Source organism: Pseudomonas sp. EggHat1 (assembly GCF_014892995.1).
Taxonomy (GTDB): Bacteria; Pseudomonadota; Gammaproteobacteria; order Pseudomonadales; family Pseudomonadaceae; genus Aquipseudomonas; species Aquipseudomonas chaetocerotis.
Genome location: NZ_JACKQK010000004.1, coordinates 21,182 through 34,010, shown reverse-complemented (window position 1 = coordinate 34,010; position 12,829 = coordinate 21,182). Strand labels below are relative to the sequence as shown.

Below are 12,829 nucleotides of genomic sequence, written 5' to 3'. Positions count from 1 at the left end.
CTGCTGCGTCACGCCTTCGTTCCCAGTGCTTCAGCCTGCCGCAGCCAGCTCTGGCGCTGTTCCTCATTGGAGGGGCGCACCGGGGCGAATTCGCTCAGGCGCCGCGTTTTGATGCCGCAGAAACCCAGGATGGTGCGCACCATCTGCCGATGGGCCGGGGCACCATAGATCCAGCGGAAGTACCAGCGTGGCGTGTCCATGGTCACCAGCAGGTCGGCGCTGCGCCCGGTGAGCAGCTTGTCCCAGAGTTGCGAGCGGTTGCGGTACTTGAAGGCGAAACCGGGCAGGAACACCCGGTCGAAGAAGCCCTTGAGCAGCGCAGGAATGCCACCCCACCAGACCGGGTAGACGAACACCAGGTGCTCGGCCCAGTGGATCAGACGCTGAGCTTCGAGCAAGTCCGGCTCCAGATTCTGGCTCTGCTCGTAACCTTCACGCAGTATCGGATCGAACTGCATCTCGCCCAGCCGGAGTTGGCGCACCACGTGCCCCTTGCTGCGTGCTCCCAGGCTGTAGGCCTCGGCCAGGGCGTGGCAGAGGCTGTCCTTTTTCGGCGTGCCGAGAATCAGCAGGATTCGTTTGCCATCGCCTTCCAGCGGTGTGGCGCCACTCTTGCCTTCAGTCATGCCGCCCGGCTCCGAGCATGTCCTGTGGTCGTACCCATTGGTCGAATTCCTCTTCGCTCAGGTAGCCGAGCTGCAGAGCGGCCTGACGCAGGGTGCTGCCTTCGGCGTAGGCCTTCTTGGCGATCTCTGCAGCTTTGTCGTAGCCGATGTGGGGGTTGAGCGCGGTCACCAGCATCAGGCCATTTTCCAGGTGCGCGGCCATTTGCACGGCATCCGGCTGCAGATCGGCGACGCAGTGCTGCTGGAAGTTGCGGCAGCCATCGGCGAGCAGGCGGATCGATTGCAGCAGGTTGTGGATGATCACCGGCTTGAACACGTTCAGCTGCAGGTGGCCCTGGCTGGCGGCGAAGCTGATGGTGGCGTCGTTGCCCAGTACCTGACAGGCGAGCATCGACAGTGCTTCGCATTGGGTGGGGTTGACCTTGCCCGGCATGATCGAGCTGCCCGGCTCGTTGGCCGGCAGGCGCACCTCGGCGAAGCCGGCACGTGGGCCCGAACCAAGCAGGCGCAGGTCGTTGGCCAGCTTCATCAGCGCCACGGCCAGGGTTTTCAGGGCACCGGACAGGTGTACGAGAGGTTCATGGCCGGACAGCGCAGCGAATTTGTTCGGCGCGCTGGTCAGTGGCAGGCCAGTAAGCGCGGCCAGCTCGGCAGCGATGGCTTCGGCGAAGCCGGCCGGAGCATTGAGGCCGGTGCCGACGGCGGTACCACCCTGAGCCAGTTCGCAGGCTGCGGGCAGGGCGGCGCGAATCGCCGCTTCGGCGTGGCCGAGTTGGGCGACGAAGGCCGACAGCTCCTGGCCGAACGTGATCGGCGTGGCGTCCATCATGTGCGTGCGCCCGGTCTTGACCAGGTTGGCATGACGCTGCGCCTGCTCCTGCAGCCCATCACGCAATTCGGCCAGCGCCGGCAGCAGGCAATGGCGCACGTCCTGCACGGCGGCGATGTGCATGGCCGTGGGGAAGCAGTCGTTGGAGCTCTGCGCGCGGTTGACGTGATCGTTGGGGTGCACCGGGGTCTTGCCACCACGGCTGCCGCCGGCCAGTTCGTTGGCGCGCCCGGCGATCACCTCGTTGACGTTCATGTTGCTCTGCGTGCCGCTGCCGGTCTGCCAGACCACCAGGGGGAACTGCGCGTCGTGCTGGCCTTCGAGCACTTCGTCTGCGGCCTGTTCGATCAGGCGGGCGATGTCCGCCGGCAGCTCGCCGCTGCGGCTGTTGACCCGTGCCGCGGCTTTCTTGATCAGCGCCAGGGCGTGCAACACGGCCAGTGGCATGCGCTCCTGGCCGATGGCGAAGTTGATCAGCGAGCGCTGGGTCTGCGCGCCCCAGTAAGCGTCGTCAGGGACTTCGATGGGGCCGATGCTGTCGGTTTCGGTGCGGCTCATTGCGTTCTCCGGGGCAAGTGCAAGGTTGCTGGCAGTTTAGGTCGTGCCGCCGAAGACTGGTTCCACAACTTGTCTATCAGGTTGATTGGAACCTTGAGAGGGCGTCTACCAGCGGGCGTGGGTTTCACCCAGCCAGCCCAGCGCTCCGTCCACCGGCACGCGCTCGCCCTTCGGGCCGCGCAGTACGCCGTCGTAATGACCGAAGCGCTGTACGGTATTGGCGTGGAAGGGGCCGAGTTTGGGGCAGGCCTTGTGCAGTTGGCGAGGCGTGAAGCGCAGCGCCACGCGATCATCTTCGCTGTCCAGGCGCCAGGGCGCCAGTGGCGCCTGTGAGCTGCGTTCGATATGCAGGGGGCTGTCGAGCAACTGCACTTCACCGCCGAACCACAGGGAATTTTCCGACAGGCTGCTGTGATCGAGCCAGCCAGCACCGAAGTTGCCGGCGATGCCGCCCGCTGCAGCGAATGCCGCCCGCTGCCAGTAAGTGTTCAACGGCCAGACGCCGCGGCCGAAGTCCAGCGCGGCGAAGCTCTGGCCCGGCACGCAGCTGTAATGCTTGCCGCCCAACTGCAGGCTGCCTGCGGTGGGCAGGCCGAGTTGCCGACAGGTGGCATGAAAGCCGCCATGTTGCAACGGCGCGACCAGATTGACCGATTGCAGATGGGCAGGGCGCTGAATGTCCAGGGCCACCTGCAGGGGCTGGCCGCCAATATCCGGGGCGGCAGCGGTGAGGCGCAGGCGTCCGGGGTGCTCATCGATGCGCAGTTGCAGGCGCGAGTGGCTGAAGGCGTGACTCTCCAGCGGCAGGTCGGGCAACTGGCAGCCGAGGGCAAAGGGACGGAACTGGGTATGGGCGACGGCCTGGCCGGTTTCCAGATCGAGGAAGTAGGCGGCGCCGTAGCCGAGGTAGTCGAGGTCAGCCAGGGTTAGCGAGAGCATCCACTGCGGCGTGGTGATGCACCAGTGATTCCAGCGTTTGCGCCGCCCGGCGTGACCATGCAGGGTGCAGTCCACCTGTGGTCGATTGGACCAGCCAATGGCCTCATCCAGCAGTCGACCTTTGCTGTCGCAAAGTGGCTGGAGCGGAAGGGGCGCGTGTGAGGTGAGGCTGGTCATCGGGCACGTCCATGTGTGTGCGCGGGCTGGCGATCAATTGCCGGCTCTTGAGGTGCGCACGCCTTGTTGAATAATGGGGAGGTCGCAAAGAATGCCGAGCCCACACGAGCATGAGCAAGTACTGGCATTTTGGCAACTGACCAGTGGGTGCGCCGGTCAACATGACGGGTGTGAGCCAGCGCACAACGCGCATCGCTTGAGGGATTTGCGCGCAGGGCACAAAATGCCGCCTTCGTAGTCTACCCAGACTCATTCACAACCTCTGGACGCTCTCCATGCTCCGTTTTTCCAAACTCTGCACCGCCGTTCTGCTCAGCGCGAGCGCATCCCTGGCCATGGCCGATGCCGCCAGTCACGCCGCCGATGCCGAGCGTTTTCTCAAGCTGGCCAACGCCGACAGGCTGACCGTGCCGGTCTACGGTCAGGTGCAGCAGATGTTCGCGCAGCGCTTCGCCGAGGCGCCGGGTGGCAAGAAAGCGGTGCTGGAAAGCTATCAGGCCAAGGCCAACACCGCGCTGGACAAGGCCGTTGGCTGGGACAAGCTGAAGCCGGACATGGTCAAGCTTTATACCAGCAACTTCAACGAGCAGGAGCTCAAGGACCTGATCGCCTTCTACGAGTCGCCGCTGGGGCAGAAGGTGCTGCAGAAGATGCCGACGCTCACCGCGCAGTCTGCGCAGATCACCCAGAGCAAGCTGGAGTCCGCCGTGCCCGAGGTGAACAAGCTGCTGGCCGACATGAGCAACGAGCTCGGCCTGCCGAAACAGCCCTGATGGAGCCCAAGATGTCCAAGCAAGACCTGATCGTCACCGCCCTGGCTGCGCTGCAGCCCGAGCATCTCGATGTGCTGGACGAGAGTCACATGCACAGTCGCGGTCTGGAGACTCACTACAAGGCGGTGATCGTCAGCCCGGCGTTTGCCGGCCTGAATGCGGTCAAGCGACATCAGAAGGTGTATGCGACGGTCGGCGAGCTGATGGGGCAGATCCATGCCTTGGCGCTGCACACCTACACTCCGGAGGAGTGGGCGGCGCAGGGCATGGCTCCGGCCTCGCCGACCTGTCGCGGCGGTCATTGAGGTAGCCCGGATGCAATCCGGGGAGCCCTGCGGCAATTCCCGGATTGCATCCGGGCTACGTGACAGGCTGTCGCGCCTTGTCAGCAACTCACCCCGGCGATTGGTCGCTTTGCTACAATCGCCCTTCGCGCCGGCCTGCTGAGCCGGCGTTTTTCATGTCCCGCCAGTCCGCCCTTTACGTGGGCGACTACTGAGAGAACTGTTCATGACCGACAAGATCGTCGTCGCGGCGCTGTATAAATTCGTCTCCCTGCCGGATTACCAGGCGCTGCGCGAACCCCTGCTGCAAACCCTGATCGATAACGACATCAAGGGCACCCTGCTGCTCGCCGAAGAAGGCATCAATGGCACCGTTTCCGGCACTCGTGCCGGTATCGATGCACTGCTCGCCTGGTTCGCTCAGGACGCCCGCCTGGCCGATATCGACCACAAGGAATCCTACTGCGATGAGCAGCCGTTCTATCGCACCAAGGTCAAGCTGAAGAAAGAGATCGTCACCCTCGGCGTACCGGGCGTCGATCCCAACCAGCGCGTCGGCACCTATGTCGAGCCGCAGGACTGGAACGCCCTGATCAGCGACCCCGACGTGCTGCTGATCGATACCCGCAACGACTATGAAGTGGCCATCGGCACCTTCGAGGGTGCCATCGACCCCAAGACCAAGTCGTTCCGCGAGTTTCCCGAGTACATCCGCGAGCACTTCGACCCGAGCAGGCACAAGAAGGTGGCGATGTTCTGCACCGGTGGCATTCGCTGTGAGAAGGCCTCCAGCTACATGCTCGGCGAAGGTTTCGAGGAGGTCTATCACCTCAAGGGCGGTATTCTCAAATACCTCGAGGAAGTGCCGCAGGAAGAGACCAAGTGGCAGGGCGACTGCTTCGTCTTCGACAACCGCGTGACCGTGCGCCATGACCTGTCCGAAGGCGACTACGATCAGTGTCACGCCTGCCGCACGCCAATTTCCGTGGAAGACCGTCAGTCCGAGTTCTACAGCCCCGGCGTCAGCTGCCCGCATTGCTGGGATTCGCTGCCGGAGAAAACCCGCGAAAGCGCCCGTGAGCGGCAGAAGCAGATCGAGCTGGCGCGCCAGCGCAACCAGCCGCACCCCATTGGCCGTAACCCCCGCCAACTGAACGAGGCCTGACCATGGCTAGCCGCCTGCTCTACGTGATGGACCCGATGTGCTCCTGGTGCTGGGGTTTTGCACCGGTAATCGAAGCCCTCGCCGAGCAGGCGGCGGCAGCCTCTGTGCCGCTGCAGATCGTGGTGGGCGGCCTGCGCCGTGACCAGGTGGCCGTCGATGCTGCCGCCCGCGTGCGTTATCTGGGCTACTGGCAGGCGGTCAACGCCAGCACCGGGCAGCTGTTCGACTTCGAACGCGGTCTGCCCGAGGGGCTGGTGTATGACACCGAGCCTGCCTGCCGCGCGCTGGTGACCGCACGCAACCTCCATGCGCCGAGTGCCTGGACGCTGCTCAAGCTGATTCAGCAAGCCTTCTATACCGAAGGTGCCGATGTCACCCAGGCCAGCGTGCTGGTGCAACTGGCCGAACAGGCGGGTATCCCGCGCATCGAGTTCGCCGAGGCCTTCGACAGCCAGGCCATGGAGGAGGCGACTGCTGCCGACTTTACCTGGGTACAGGATCTGGGCATCGCCGGCTTCCCCACCTTGCTGGCCGAGCGCGATGGCCAGCTTGCTTTGTTGACCAACGGCTATCAACCGCTCGAGGTGCTGGCGCCGCTGCTGGGCCGCTGGCTGGAGCGCGCTGCCCATGCCTGATCGGTTGAGCTGGGCAGAAATCCGTCGCCTGGCCCTGCATCACAAGAAGGCGCTGATCCTGGCGAATCTGGTGGCCGTGCTGGCGACCCTGTGCAGTGTGCCGATCCCGTTGCTGTTGCCGCTGCTGGTGGACGAAGTGCTGCTGCATGACGGCGATGCGGCGCTCAAGGTGATGGACAACTTCCTGCCAGCCGGCTGGGAAACGGCGGCCGGCTATATCGGCCTGATGCTGTTTTTGACCTTGCTGCTGCGCAGCTCGGCGCTGATCTTCAACGTGTTGCAGGCGCGCCTGTTCGCCAGGCTGTCGAAGGACATCGTCTACCGCATCCGCATGCGCCTGATCGAACGGCTCAAGCGCATCTCCCTTGGTGAGTACGAGAGCCTGGGCGGCGGCACCGTGACCACCCACCTGGTCACCGATCTGGACACCCTGGACAAGTTCGTCGGCGAGACCCTCAGCCGTTTTCTGGTGGCGGTGCTGACCCTGGTCGGCACCTCGGCCATCCTGATCTGGATGCACTGGCAACTGGCCTTGCTGATCCTGCTGTTCAACCCGCTGGTGATCTACGCCACCGTGCTGCTGGGCAAGCAGGTCAAGCACCTGAAGAAGCTGGAGAACGACAGCACCTCGCGCTTCACCCAAGCGCTGACCGAGACCCTGGAAGCGATTCAGGAAGTGCGCGCCGGCAACCGCCAGGGCTACTTCCTTGGCCGTCTTGGTGGGCGCGCACGAGAGGTACGCGACTATGCCGTGGCCTCGCAGTGGAAGAGCGACGCCTCGAACCGGGCCAGTGGCCTGCTGTTTCAGTTCGGCATCGACGTGTTCCGCGCGGCGGCGATGCTCACCGTGCTGTTCTCCGACCTGTCCATTGGCCAGATGCTCGCGGTGTTCAGTTACCTGTGGTTCATGATCGGCCCGGTCGAACAACTGCTCAGCCTGCAGTACGCGTTCTACGCTGCAGGTGGCGCGCTGACGCGGATCAACGAGTTGCTGGCGCGCAAGGACGAGCCGCAGTACGACGGGCGCGTCGACCCTTTCAAGGGGCGCGACACGGTCGGTATCGAGGTACGCGGGTTGACCTTCGGCTATGGCGAGGAGCCAGTGCTTGATCGTCTCGACCTGTCCATCGGCCCGGGTGAGAAGGTCGCCATCGTCGGCGCCTCTGGCGGCGGCAAGAGCACGTTGGTGCAGCTGCTGCTGGGTCTTTACACGCCGCAGGCCGGCAGCATTCGCTTCGGCGGTAGCGCGCTGGAGGAGATCGGCCTGGGCTGCGTGCGCGACAACGTGGCCGTGGTGCTGCAGCACCCGGCATTGTTCAACGACACGGTGCGTGCCAACCTGACCATGGGTCGTGAACGCAGCGACGAGGCTTGCTGGCAGGCGCTGGAGATTGCCCAGTTGGCGCCGACTATCCATGCGCTGCCCCTGGGCCTGGACAGCGTGGTCGGGCGCAGCGGCGTGCGGCTCTCCGGCGGACAGCGCCAGCGCCTGGCGATTGCCCGCATGGTGTTGGCCGAGCCTAAGGTGGTGATTCTCGATGAGGCCACCTCGGCGCTGGACGCCGCCACCGAGTACGCCCTGCACGAAGCGCTGGCGCAGTTCCTTGAAGGTCGCACCACGCTGATCATCGCCCACCGCCTGAGCGCGGTGAAGCAGGCCGACCGCGTGCTGGTATTCGATGGCGGCAGCGTCGCCGAGGATGGCGACCATCAGCAGTTGATTGCTGAAGGTGGTCTGTACGCCAAGCTCTACGGACATTTACAGCAGGGGTGATGTGTCTACTCTTCGCGGCTGAAACTGTTCCTACGGGGGCAGTTGGGCATCTGTAATGTTGTAGGGCGGGTGCAACCCGCCATAAATGAGTGGCGGGTTGCACCCGCCCTACGGATCTGAAGCCGCCTCTACGGAGCGGCTGGGCGGCATTCCGCTTCAGCCGCGATGCTCTTTTGCGCAACCAATGTCCCCGGATTGCATCCGGGCTACACAGTTTCCTTGGCTGTCGCGGCTGAAGCCCCTCCCACAAGGCTTCGCCGTGGCAATGGCATGCTGTTCCGCTTCCGTGGGAGGCGCTTCAGCGGCGACGCTCTACCTCAGTCATGGCTCATCAAGGCTTCGCTCAGGCCGTAGCCCGGATGCAATCCGGGGAGAGTTTCGCCATGCCATTTCCCGGATTGCATCCGGGCTACACAGCTTCCTGGGCTGTCGCGGCTGAAGCCCCTCCCACAAGGCTTCGCTGCTGCAATGACCGGCTGCCCCCGCTTCCGTGGGAGGCGCTTCAGCGGCGACGCTCTACCTCAGTCATGGCTCATCAAGGCTTCGCTCAATTCCTCGAACAGCGTCTGCACCGAACGTAAAGCTCGGCAGTCCGGGCGTGTCAGCAGCCAGAGTTCGGTGTCGCAGCCTGCCAGTGGCGGGCCGAGAGCCTTGAGTTCGGGATGGGCGCGCAGCACGAAGTCGGGCAGGGCGGCGACACCCAGCCCGGCGCGGGCCAGTTGCGCCACGGCGTACATGCTGCTGCAGCGATAGCTAGGCGTGACGCTCGGCAATTCACGCAGGCGCCAGAGCACCGTGGCGTGATCCGGCATCGCCTCGTCCGGGGCGATCCAGCTCTGGCGCGCTAGGTCGCTGCGATCCTGATCATCATCGCGGGCGCAGACGAGGTAGGAGACGGTGGCCAGGCGCCGGCCGACCAAATGCTCCGGTGGCTGATTGGTCAGGCGCAGGGCCAGGTCGGCGTCGCGCCGACTGAGGTTGGCGAAGTCGTTGGAGGTCACCAGCTCCAGCGCCAGCGCCGGATAGCTGGGCATGAAGCGCGCCAGCGCCGGCAGCAACAGGCTGCTCAGTACCGCATCGGTGCAGGTCAGGCGCACGGTGCCGCTGACCACTTGCTTGCCCAGTTCCAGCGCCACGCGTGCGGCATCCAATGCCTGTTCGGCGCGCTCGGCCTGTTCGGCCAGGGCGCGCGCGGTCTCGCTGGGTTCGTAGCCGCGCCGGCTCTTCTCGAACAGCGCCACGCCCAGGGCGGCCTCCAGCCGGCGTACGGCGCGGAACACCGTGGACACGTCGACCTGCATCAGTTCTGCCGCGCGCGCCAGGGAGCGGCCACGCACCAGGGCGAGCACCAGGGACAGGTCGGTATGGTCGATTTGATATTGCACGGCTGCAATCTCTGCTTGTCTATTCGCCAATTATTATTGCGCGAGCGCCATCTTATAGTGGCAGAGAGACCGCCATGCAAGAAGGGGATAGGCGTATGTACAGCAAGTGTCGAGTCAAGGTCGCTCTGGTGGGGGACTACAATGCGGCGATTGCCGCGCACCGGGCCATTCCCGAAGCGCTGCGCCTGGCCAGCGAGGCGCTGGGGGTGGCGGTCGAGCATGAGTGGCTGGCCACCGGCAGTCTCGTCGATGACGCTACCCTGATGGCTTACGACGGCATCTGGTGCGTACCGGGCAGCCCCTATGCCGCCACCGAGGGTGCGCTGCGCGCCATTCGTTTCGCTCGCGAGCAAGGCGTGCCGTTCCTGGGCACCTGTGGTGGCTTCCAGCACGCGCTGCTGGAGTACGCGCGCAACCGTCTGGGCTGGACCGATGCCGAGCACGCCGAGCTGTCACCGCAAGCGCAGAACCCCCTGATCGCGCCCCTGAGCTGTGCCTTGCTGGACGTCAGCGAGCATGTGCACCTGGTCTCGGGCTCGCGCATCGCCGAACTCTACGGAGTACGCGAGATCAGCGAGCAGTACCTGTGCCGCTATGGTCTGGTCGATGCCTTCGTCGAGCCGTTGATGGCCCAGGCGCTGAAGGCCTCCGGGCATGACCAGGCCGGTGCGGTGCGCGCTATCGAGCTGGAAGATCATCCGTTCTTCATCGCTACCCTGTTTCAGCCCGAGCGTGCCGCGCTGGAAGGTCGCCTGCCGCCGGTCGTGGCCGGCCTGGTCGGCGCCTGTGCGGTGCAATCGGTACACGAAGCACATCTGCAGGCAGCCGTGTGATCGCCGCCACGCCTGAGCCACCTTATTACGTGGTGATGTTCACCTCCCTGCGTACGGAGGTGGACGCCGGCTATGCCGAGGCGGCGCAGCGCATGCTGGAGCTGGCCGCGCAGCAGCCCGGCTTTCTCGGTGTGGAGTCGGCGCGCAGTGATGGCCTGGGCATCACCCTGTCCTACTGGCAGAGCGAGGAGGCCATTCGCGCCTGGCGTGAGCATGCCGAGCACAGCGCCGTTCGCGAGCAGGGACGCGCCGATTGGTATGCCGCTTTCACTACGCGTGTGGCCAAGGTGGAGCGCGCCTACACCTTCTTGCGCCGGGGCTGAGTGATAGCGGCAAGCCGGCTGACCGCTTTGTAAGGATTTTTTTACGGTTGCCAGGGCTTTGCGTGCCTTGCCTGGAAGGTGTAAGGAAAATTTGCCACTGCCGCACTCGGCCACCGCGTCGACGTGTCGCAAAGCATCTTGAGAGCGGGTCTGCACTCGGTTGTCATGAGGTTGTCCGCAACGCATTCGTGCGGCTGCCATAACAATGACAATCAGGAGGCGAAATGACCGCCGTGGCCAAGATCGAGCAGCACAACCCCATCGGAACCGACGGTTTCGAGTTCGTCGAATTCACCGCACCAAATGCCGAAGGCATCGAGCAACTGCGCCAGTTGTTCACCGCCATGGGTTTCACCGAAACCGCCAAGCACCGCTCGAAGGAGGTCTGGCTGTTCCAGCAGAACGACATCAATATCGTGCTCAACGGCAGCCCCACCGGTCATGTGCGCGCCTTCGGCGAAAAGCATGGGCCCAGCGCATGCGCCATGGCTTTCCGGGTCAAGAACGCGGCCCAGGCCGCCGCCTACGTCGAGCAGCAGGGCGCCACGCTGGTCGGTAGCCACGCCAACTTCGGCGAGCTGAACATCCCCTGTGTCGAAGGCATCGGCGGCTCCCTGCTGTATCTGGTTGACCGTTACGGCGACAAGAGCATCTACGACGTCGACTTCGAGTACATCGAAGGCCGCAGCCCCAACGATAACGCCGTCGGCCTGCAGTGCATCGACCATCTGACCCACAACGTGCGTCGCGGACAGATGGACGTCTGGTCCGGCTTCTATGAGCGCATCGCCAACTTCCGCGAGATCCGCTATTTCGATATCGAGGGCAAGCTCACCGGCCTGTTCTCCCGCGCCATGACCGCACCGTGCGGCAAGATCCGCATCCCGATCAACGAGTCGGCCGATGACAAATCGCAGATCGAGGAATTCATCCGCGAATACCACGGCGAAGGCATCCAGCACATCGCCCTGTCCACCGACGACATCTACGCCACCGTGCGCCAGCTGCGTGCCAACGGCGTCGACTTCATGACCACCCCGGACACCTATTACGAGAAGGTCGACACCCGCGTCGCCGGCCATGGCGAACCGACCGATGTACTGCGCGAGTTGAACATCCTGATCGACGGTGCACCTGGCGACGACGGCATCCTGCTGCAGATCTTCACCAACACCGTGATCGGTCCGATCTTCTTCGAGATCATTCAGCGCAAGGGTAACCAGGGCTTTGGCGAGGGCAATTTCAAGGCGCTGTTCGAATCCATCGAGGAAGACCAGCTGCGTCGCGGCGTGATCTCCGAGGAGTGATGCCATGAGCCGCAAATGGATCAGCTTTCCCCTGCGTGAAGGCGAGTGCTCGCGTCAGGCACACTGCGATCTGCCGCAGGGCACCTACGAGCGCGAGATGGGCCGTGAGGGCTTTTTCGGCCCCACCGCGCACCTGCACCACAAGCATCCCCCCACCGGCTGGATAGACTGGGAAGGTCCGTTGCGCCCGCACGCGTTCAACTTCAACGACATCCCCAGCGAGCGCGACTGCCCGCTGGCGGCGCCGCTGACGCTGCACAACGCCGACGTCAAGCTGCGCGTCTGGCGCACTCATGGCGCGATGCGTCATCTGGTACGTAACGCCGACGGCGACGAGCTGTTGTTCGTCCATGAAGGCAGTGGGCACTTCTACTGCGACTTTGGCCATCTGCAGTACCGCGACGGCGACTACCTGCTGATTCCGCGTGGCACCGCATGGCGCATCGAGGCCAGCACGCCGAGCTACTTCCTGCTGATCGAGAACACCAACGGCGCCTACCAGCTGCCGGACAAGGGCCTGCTCGGGCCGCAGGCGATCTTCGACCTGGCCGTGCTGGAGCACCCGCATATCGATGAGGCCTTCAAGGCGCAACAGGACGAGAACACCTGGCAGATCCGCATCAAGCGACGCGGCCAGATCAGCACAGTGACCTACCCCTACAACCCGCTGGACGTGGTCGGCTGGCATGGTGACAACACCGTGGTGCGCCTGAACTGGCGCGACATTCGCCCGCTGATCAGCCATCGCTACCACCTGCCGCCGTCGGTGCACACCACCTTCGTCGCCAGCGGTTTCGTGATCTGCACCTTTACCCCGCGCCCGGTGGAATCCGACCCCGGCGCGCTCAAGGTGCCGTTCTTCCACAACAACGACGACTACGACGAAGTGCTGTTCTACCACCGTGGCAATTTCTTCAGCCGCGACAACATCGAGCAGGGCATGGTCACTCTGCATCCGTGCGGCTTCCCCCATGGACCGCACCCCAAGGCGCTGAAGAAGAGCCAGGTCGATCCGGCGACCTTCATCGACGAGGTGGCGGTGATGATCGACACCCGCCGCGCCCTGGAGGTGGCCGATGCCTCCAGTGCGGTGGACGTGGCCGAGTACGTCAACTCCTGGCGCGCGCCGGGTACCCAAGGTTGAACCTGTAGGAGCCGGCTTGCCGGCGATCAGCGATCAGCGATCCCCGGATCGCCGGCAAGCCGGCTCCTACGCCAAGA

13 protein-coding genes are annotated in these 12,829 nt (G+C 64.4%); 9 read left to right on the top strand and 4 right to left on the bottom strand.

What is annotated here, in order from left to right:
- Window positions 1-8: 8 nt before the first annotated feature.
- From INS93_RS08435 to INS93_RS08425, 3 genes are all read right to left on the bottom strand, one after another.
- Complete coding sequence (locus INS93_RS08435) at window positions 9-626, bottom strand: NAD(P)H-dependent oxidoreductase (RefSeq protein WP_192981029.1); 618 nt, start codon at window positions 624-626, stop codon at window positions 9-11.
- Window positions 619-2,013: a class II fumarate hydratase gene (locus tag INS93_RS08430; protein WP_192981028.1), complete on the bottom strand. Its 1,395-nt coding sequence runs from the start codon at window positions 2,011-2,013 to the stop codon at window positions 619-621. Before INS93_RS08430 ends, INS93_RS08435 begins: the two co-directional genes overlap by 8 nt.
- 105 nt (window positions 2,014-2,118) lie before the next feature.
- Window positions 2,119-3,129, bottom strand: a complete 1,011-nt coding sequence (locus tag INS93_RS08425) for a DUF2804 domain-containing protein (RefSeq protein WP_192981027.1) — start codon at window positions 3,127-3,129, stop codon at window positions 2,119-2,121.
- A 275-nt stretch (window positions 3,130-3,404) separates the two neighbouring features.
- Between INS93_RS08425 and INS93_RS08420 the strand changes: the two genes are divergently transcribed.
- The 5 genes from INS93_RS08420 (at window position 3,405) to INS93_RS08400 (ending at window position 7,760) form a co-directional block, all read left to right on the top strand.
- Window positions 3,405-3,902, top strand: coding sequence for a DUF2059 domain-containing protein (locus INS93_RS08420; RefSeq protein ID WP_160020268.1), 498 nt, complete (start codon window positions 3,405-3,407; stop codon window positions 3,900-3,902).
- An 11-nt stretch (window positions 3,903-3,913) separates the two neighbouring features.
- Window positions 3,914-4,207, top strand: a complete 294-nt coding sequence (locus tag INS93_RS08415) for a BolA family protein (protein ID WP_160020267.1) — start codon at window positions 3,914-3,916, stop codon at window positions 4,205-4,207.
- A gap of 205 nt (window positions 4,208-4,412) precedes the next feature.
- Window positions 4,413-5,351, top strand: coding sequence for a rhodanese-related sulfurtransferase (locus tag INS93_RS08410; protein WP_160020266.1), 939 nt, complete (start codon window positions 4,413-4,415; stop codon window positions 5,349-5,351).
- 2 nt (window positions 5,352-5,353) lie between these two features.
- Entirely contained in the window at window positions 5,354-5,986 is a 633-nt protein-coding gene (locus INS93_RS08405; protein ID WP_192981026.1) for a DsbA family protein, read from the top strand.
- The gene (locus tag INS93_RS08400; protein WP_192981025.1) at window positions 5,979-7,760 is read left to right on the top strand and encodes an ABC transporter ATP-binding protein; all 1,782 of its coding nucleotides are present in this window, start codon (window positions 5,979-5,981) and stop codon (window positions 7,758-7,760) included. The genes INS93_RS08405 and INS93_RS08400 overlap by 8 nt, the downstream gene beginning before the upstream one ends.
- Before the next feature lie 521 nt (window positions 7,761-8,281).
- Here the strand turns inward: INS93_RS08400 and INS93_RS08395 are convergent.
- Window positions 8,282-9,145 carry a LysR family transcriptional regulator gene (locus INS93_RS08395; protein ID WP_160020263.1) on the bottom strand — a complete coding sequence of 288 codons (864 nt, stop codon included), beginning with the start codon at window positions 9,143-9,145 and terminating at the stop codon, window positions 8,282-8,284.
- 95 nt (window positions 9,146-9,240) lie between these two features.
- Between INS93_RS08395 and INS93_RS08390 the strand changes: the two genes are divergently transcribed.
- From INS93_RS08390 to INS93_RS08375, 4 genes are all read left to right on the top strand, one after another.
- Window positions 9,241-9,978 (top strand): CTP synthase, encoded by a 738-nt coding sequence (locus INS93_RS08390; protein WP_192981024.1) that lies wholly within the window; start codon window positions 9,241-9,243, stop codon window positions 9,976-9,978.
- Window positions 9,975-10,301 (top strand): antibiotic biosynthesis monooxygenase family protein, encoded by a 327-nt coding sequence (locus INS93_RS08385; RefSeq protein ID WP_192981023.1) that lies wholly within the window; start codon window positions 9,975-9,977, stop codon window positions 10,299-10,301. The genes INS93_RS08390 and INS93_RS08385 overlap by 4 nt, the downstream gene beginning before the upstream one ends.
- Before the next feature lie 224 nt (window positions 10,302-10,525).
- On the top strand, window positions 10,526-11,608 hold the full coding sequence (gene hppD / locus INS93_RS08380; RefSeq protein WP_192981022.1) for a 4-hydroxyphenylpyruvate dioxygenase: 1,083 nt from the start codon (window positions 10,526-10,528) through the stop codon (window positions 11,606-11,608).
- Between the two features lie 4 nt (window positions 11,609-11,612).
- The gene (locus tag INS93_RS08375) at window positions 11,613-12,752 is read left to right on the top strand and encodes a homogentisate 1,2-dioxygenase (RefSeq protein WP_192981021.1); all 1,140 of its coding nucleotides are present in this window, start codon (window positions 11,613-11,615) and stop codon (window positions 12,750-12,752) included.
- Window positions 12,753-12,829: the final 77 nt, after the last annotated feature.

What these genes read in the sequence shown, in the direction of transcription:
- INS93_RS08375 (WP_192981021.1), top strand. Translation starts at nt 11,613, where the DNA reads ATGAGCCGCAAATGGATCAGCTTTCCCCTGCGTGAAGGCGAGTGCTCG.
- INS93_RS08430 (WP_192981028.1), bottom strand. Translation starts at nt 2,013, where the DNA reads ATGAGCCGCACCGAAACCGACAGCATCGGCCCCATCGAAGTCCCTGAC.
- INS93_RS08415 (WP_160020267.1), top strand. Translation starts at nt 3,914, where the DNA reads ATGTCCAAGCAAGACCTGATCGTCACCGCCCTGGCTGCGCTGCAGCCC.
- INS93_RS08435 (WP_192981029.1), bottom strand. Translation starts at nt 626, where the DNA reads ATGACTGAAGGCAAGAGTGGCGCCACACCGCTGGAAGGCGATGGCAAA.
- INS93_RS08405 (WP_192981026.1), top strand. Translation starts at nt 5,354, where the DNA reads ATGGCTAGCCGCCTGCTCTACGTGATGGACCCGATGTGCTCCTGGTGC.
- INS93_RS08410 (WP_160020266.1), top strand. Translation starts at nt 4,413, where the DNA reads ATGACCGACAAGATCGTCGTCGCGGCGCTGTATAAATTCGTCTCCCTG.
- INS93_RS08420 (WP_160020268.1), top strand. Translation starts at nt 3,405, where the DNA reads ATGCTCCGTTTTTCCAAACTCTGCACCGCCGTTCTGCTCAGCGCGAGC.
- INS93_RS08390 (WP_192981024.1), top strand. Translation starts at nt 9,241, where the DNA reads ATGTACAGCAAGTGTCGAGTCAAGGTCGCTCTGGTGGGGGACTACAAT.
- INS93_RS08400 (WP_192981025.1), top strand. Translation starts at nt 5,979, where the DNA reads ATGCCTGATCGGTTGAGCTGGGCAGAAATCCGTCGCCTGGCCCTGCAT.
- INS93_RS08425 (WP_192981027.1), bottom strand. Translation starts at nt 3,129, where the DNA reads ATGACCAGCCTCACCTCACACGCGCCCCTTCCGCTCCAGCCACTTTGC.
- hppD (WP_192981022.1), top strand. Translation starts at nt 10,526, where the DNA reads ATGACCGCCGTGGCCAAGATCGAGCAGCACAACCCCATCGGAACCGAC.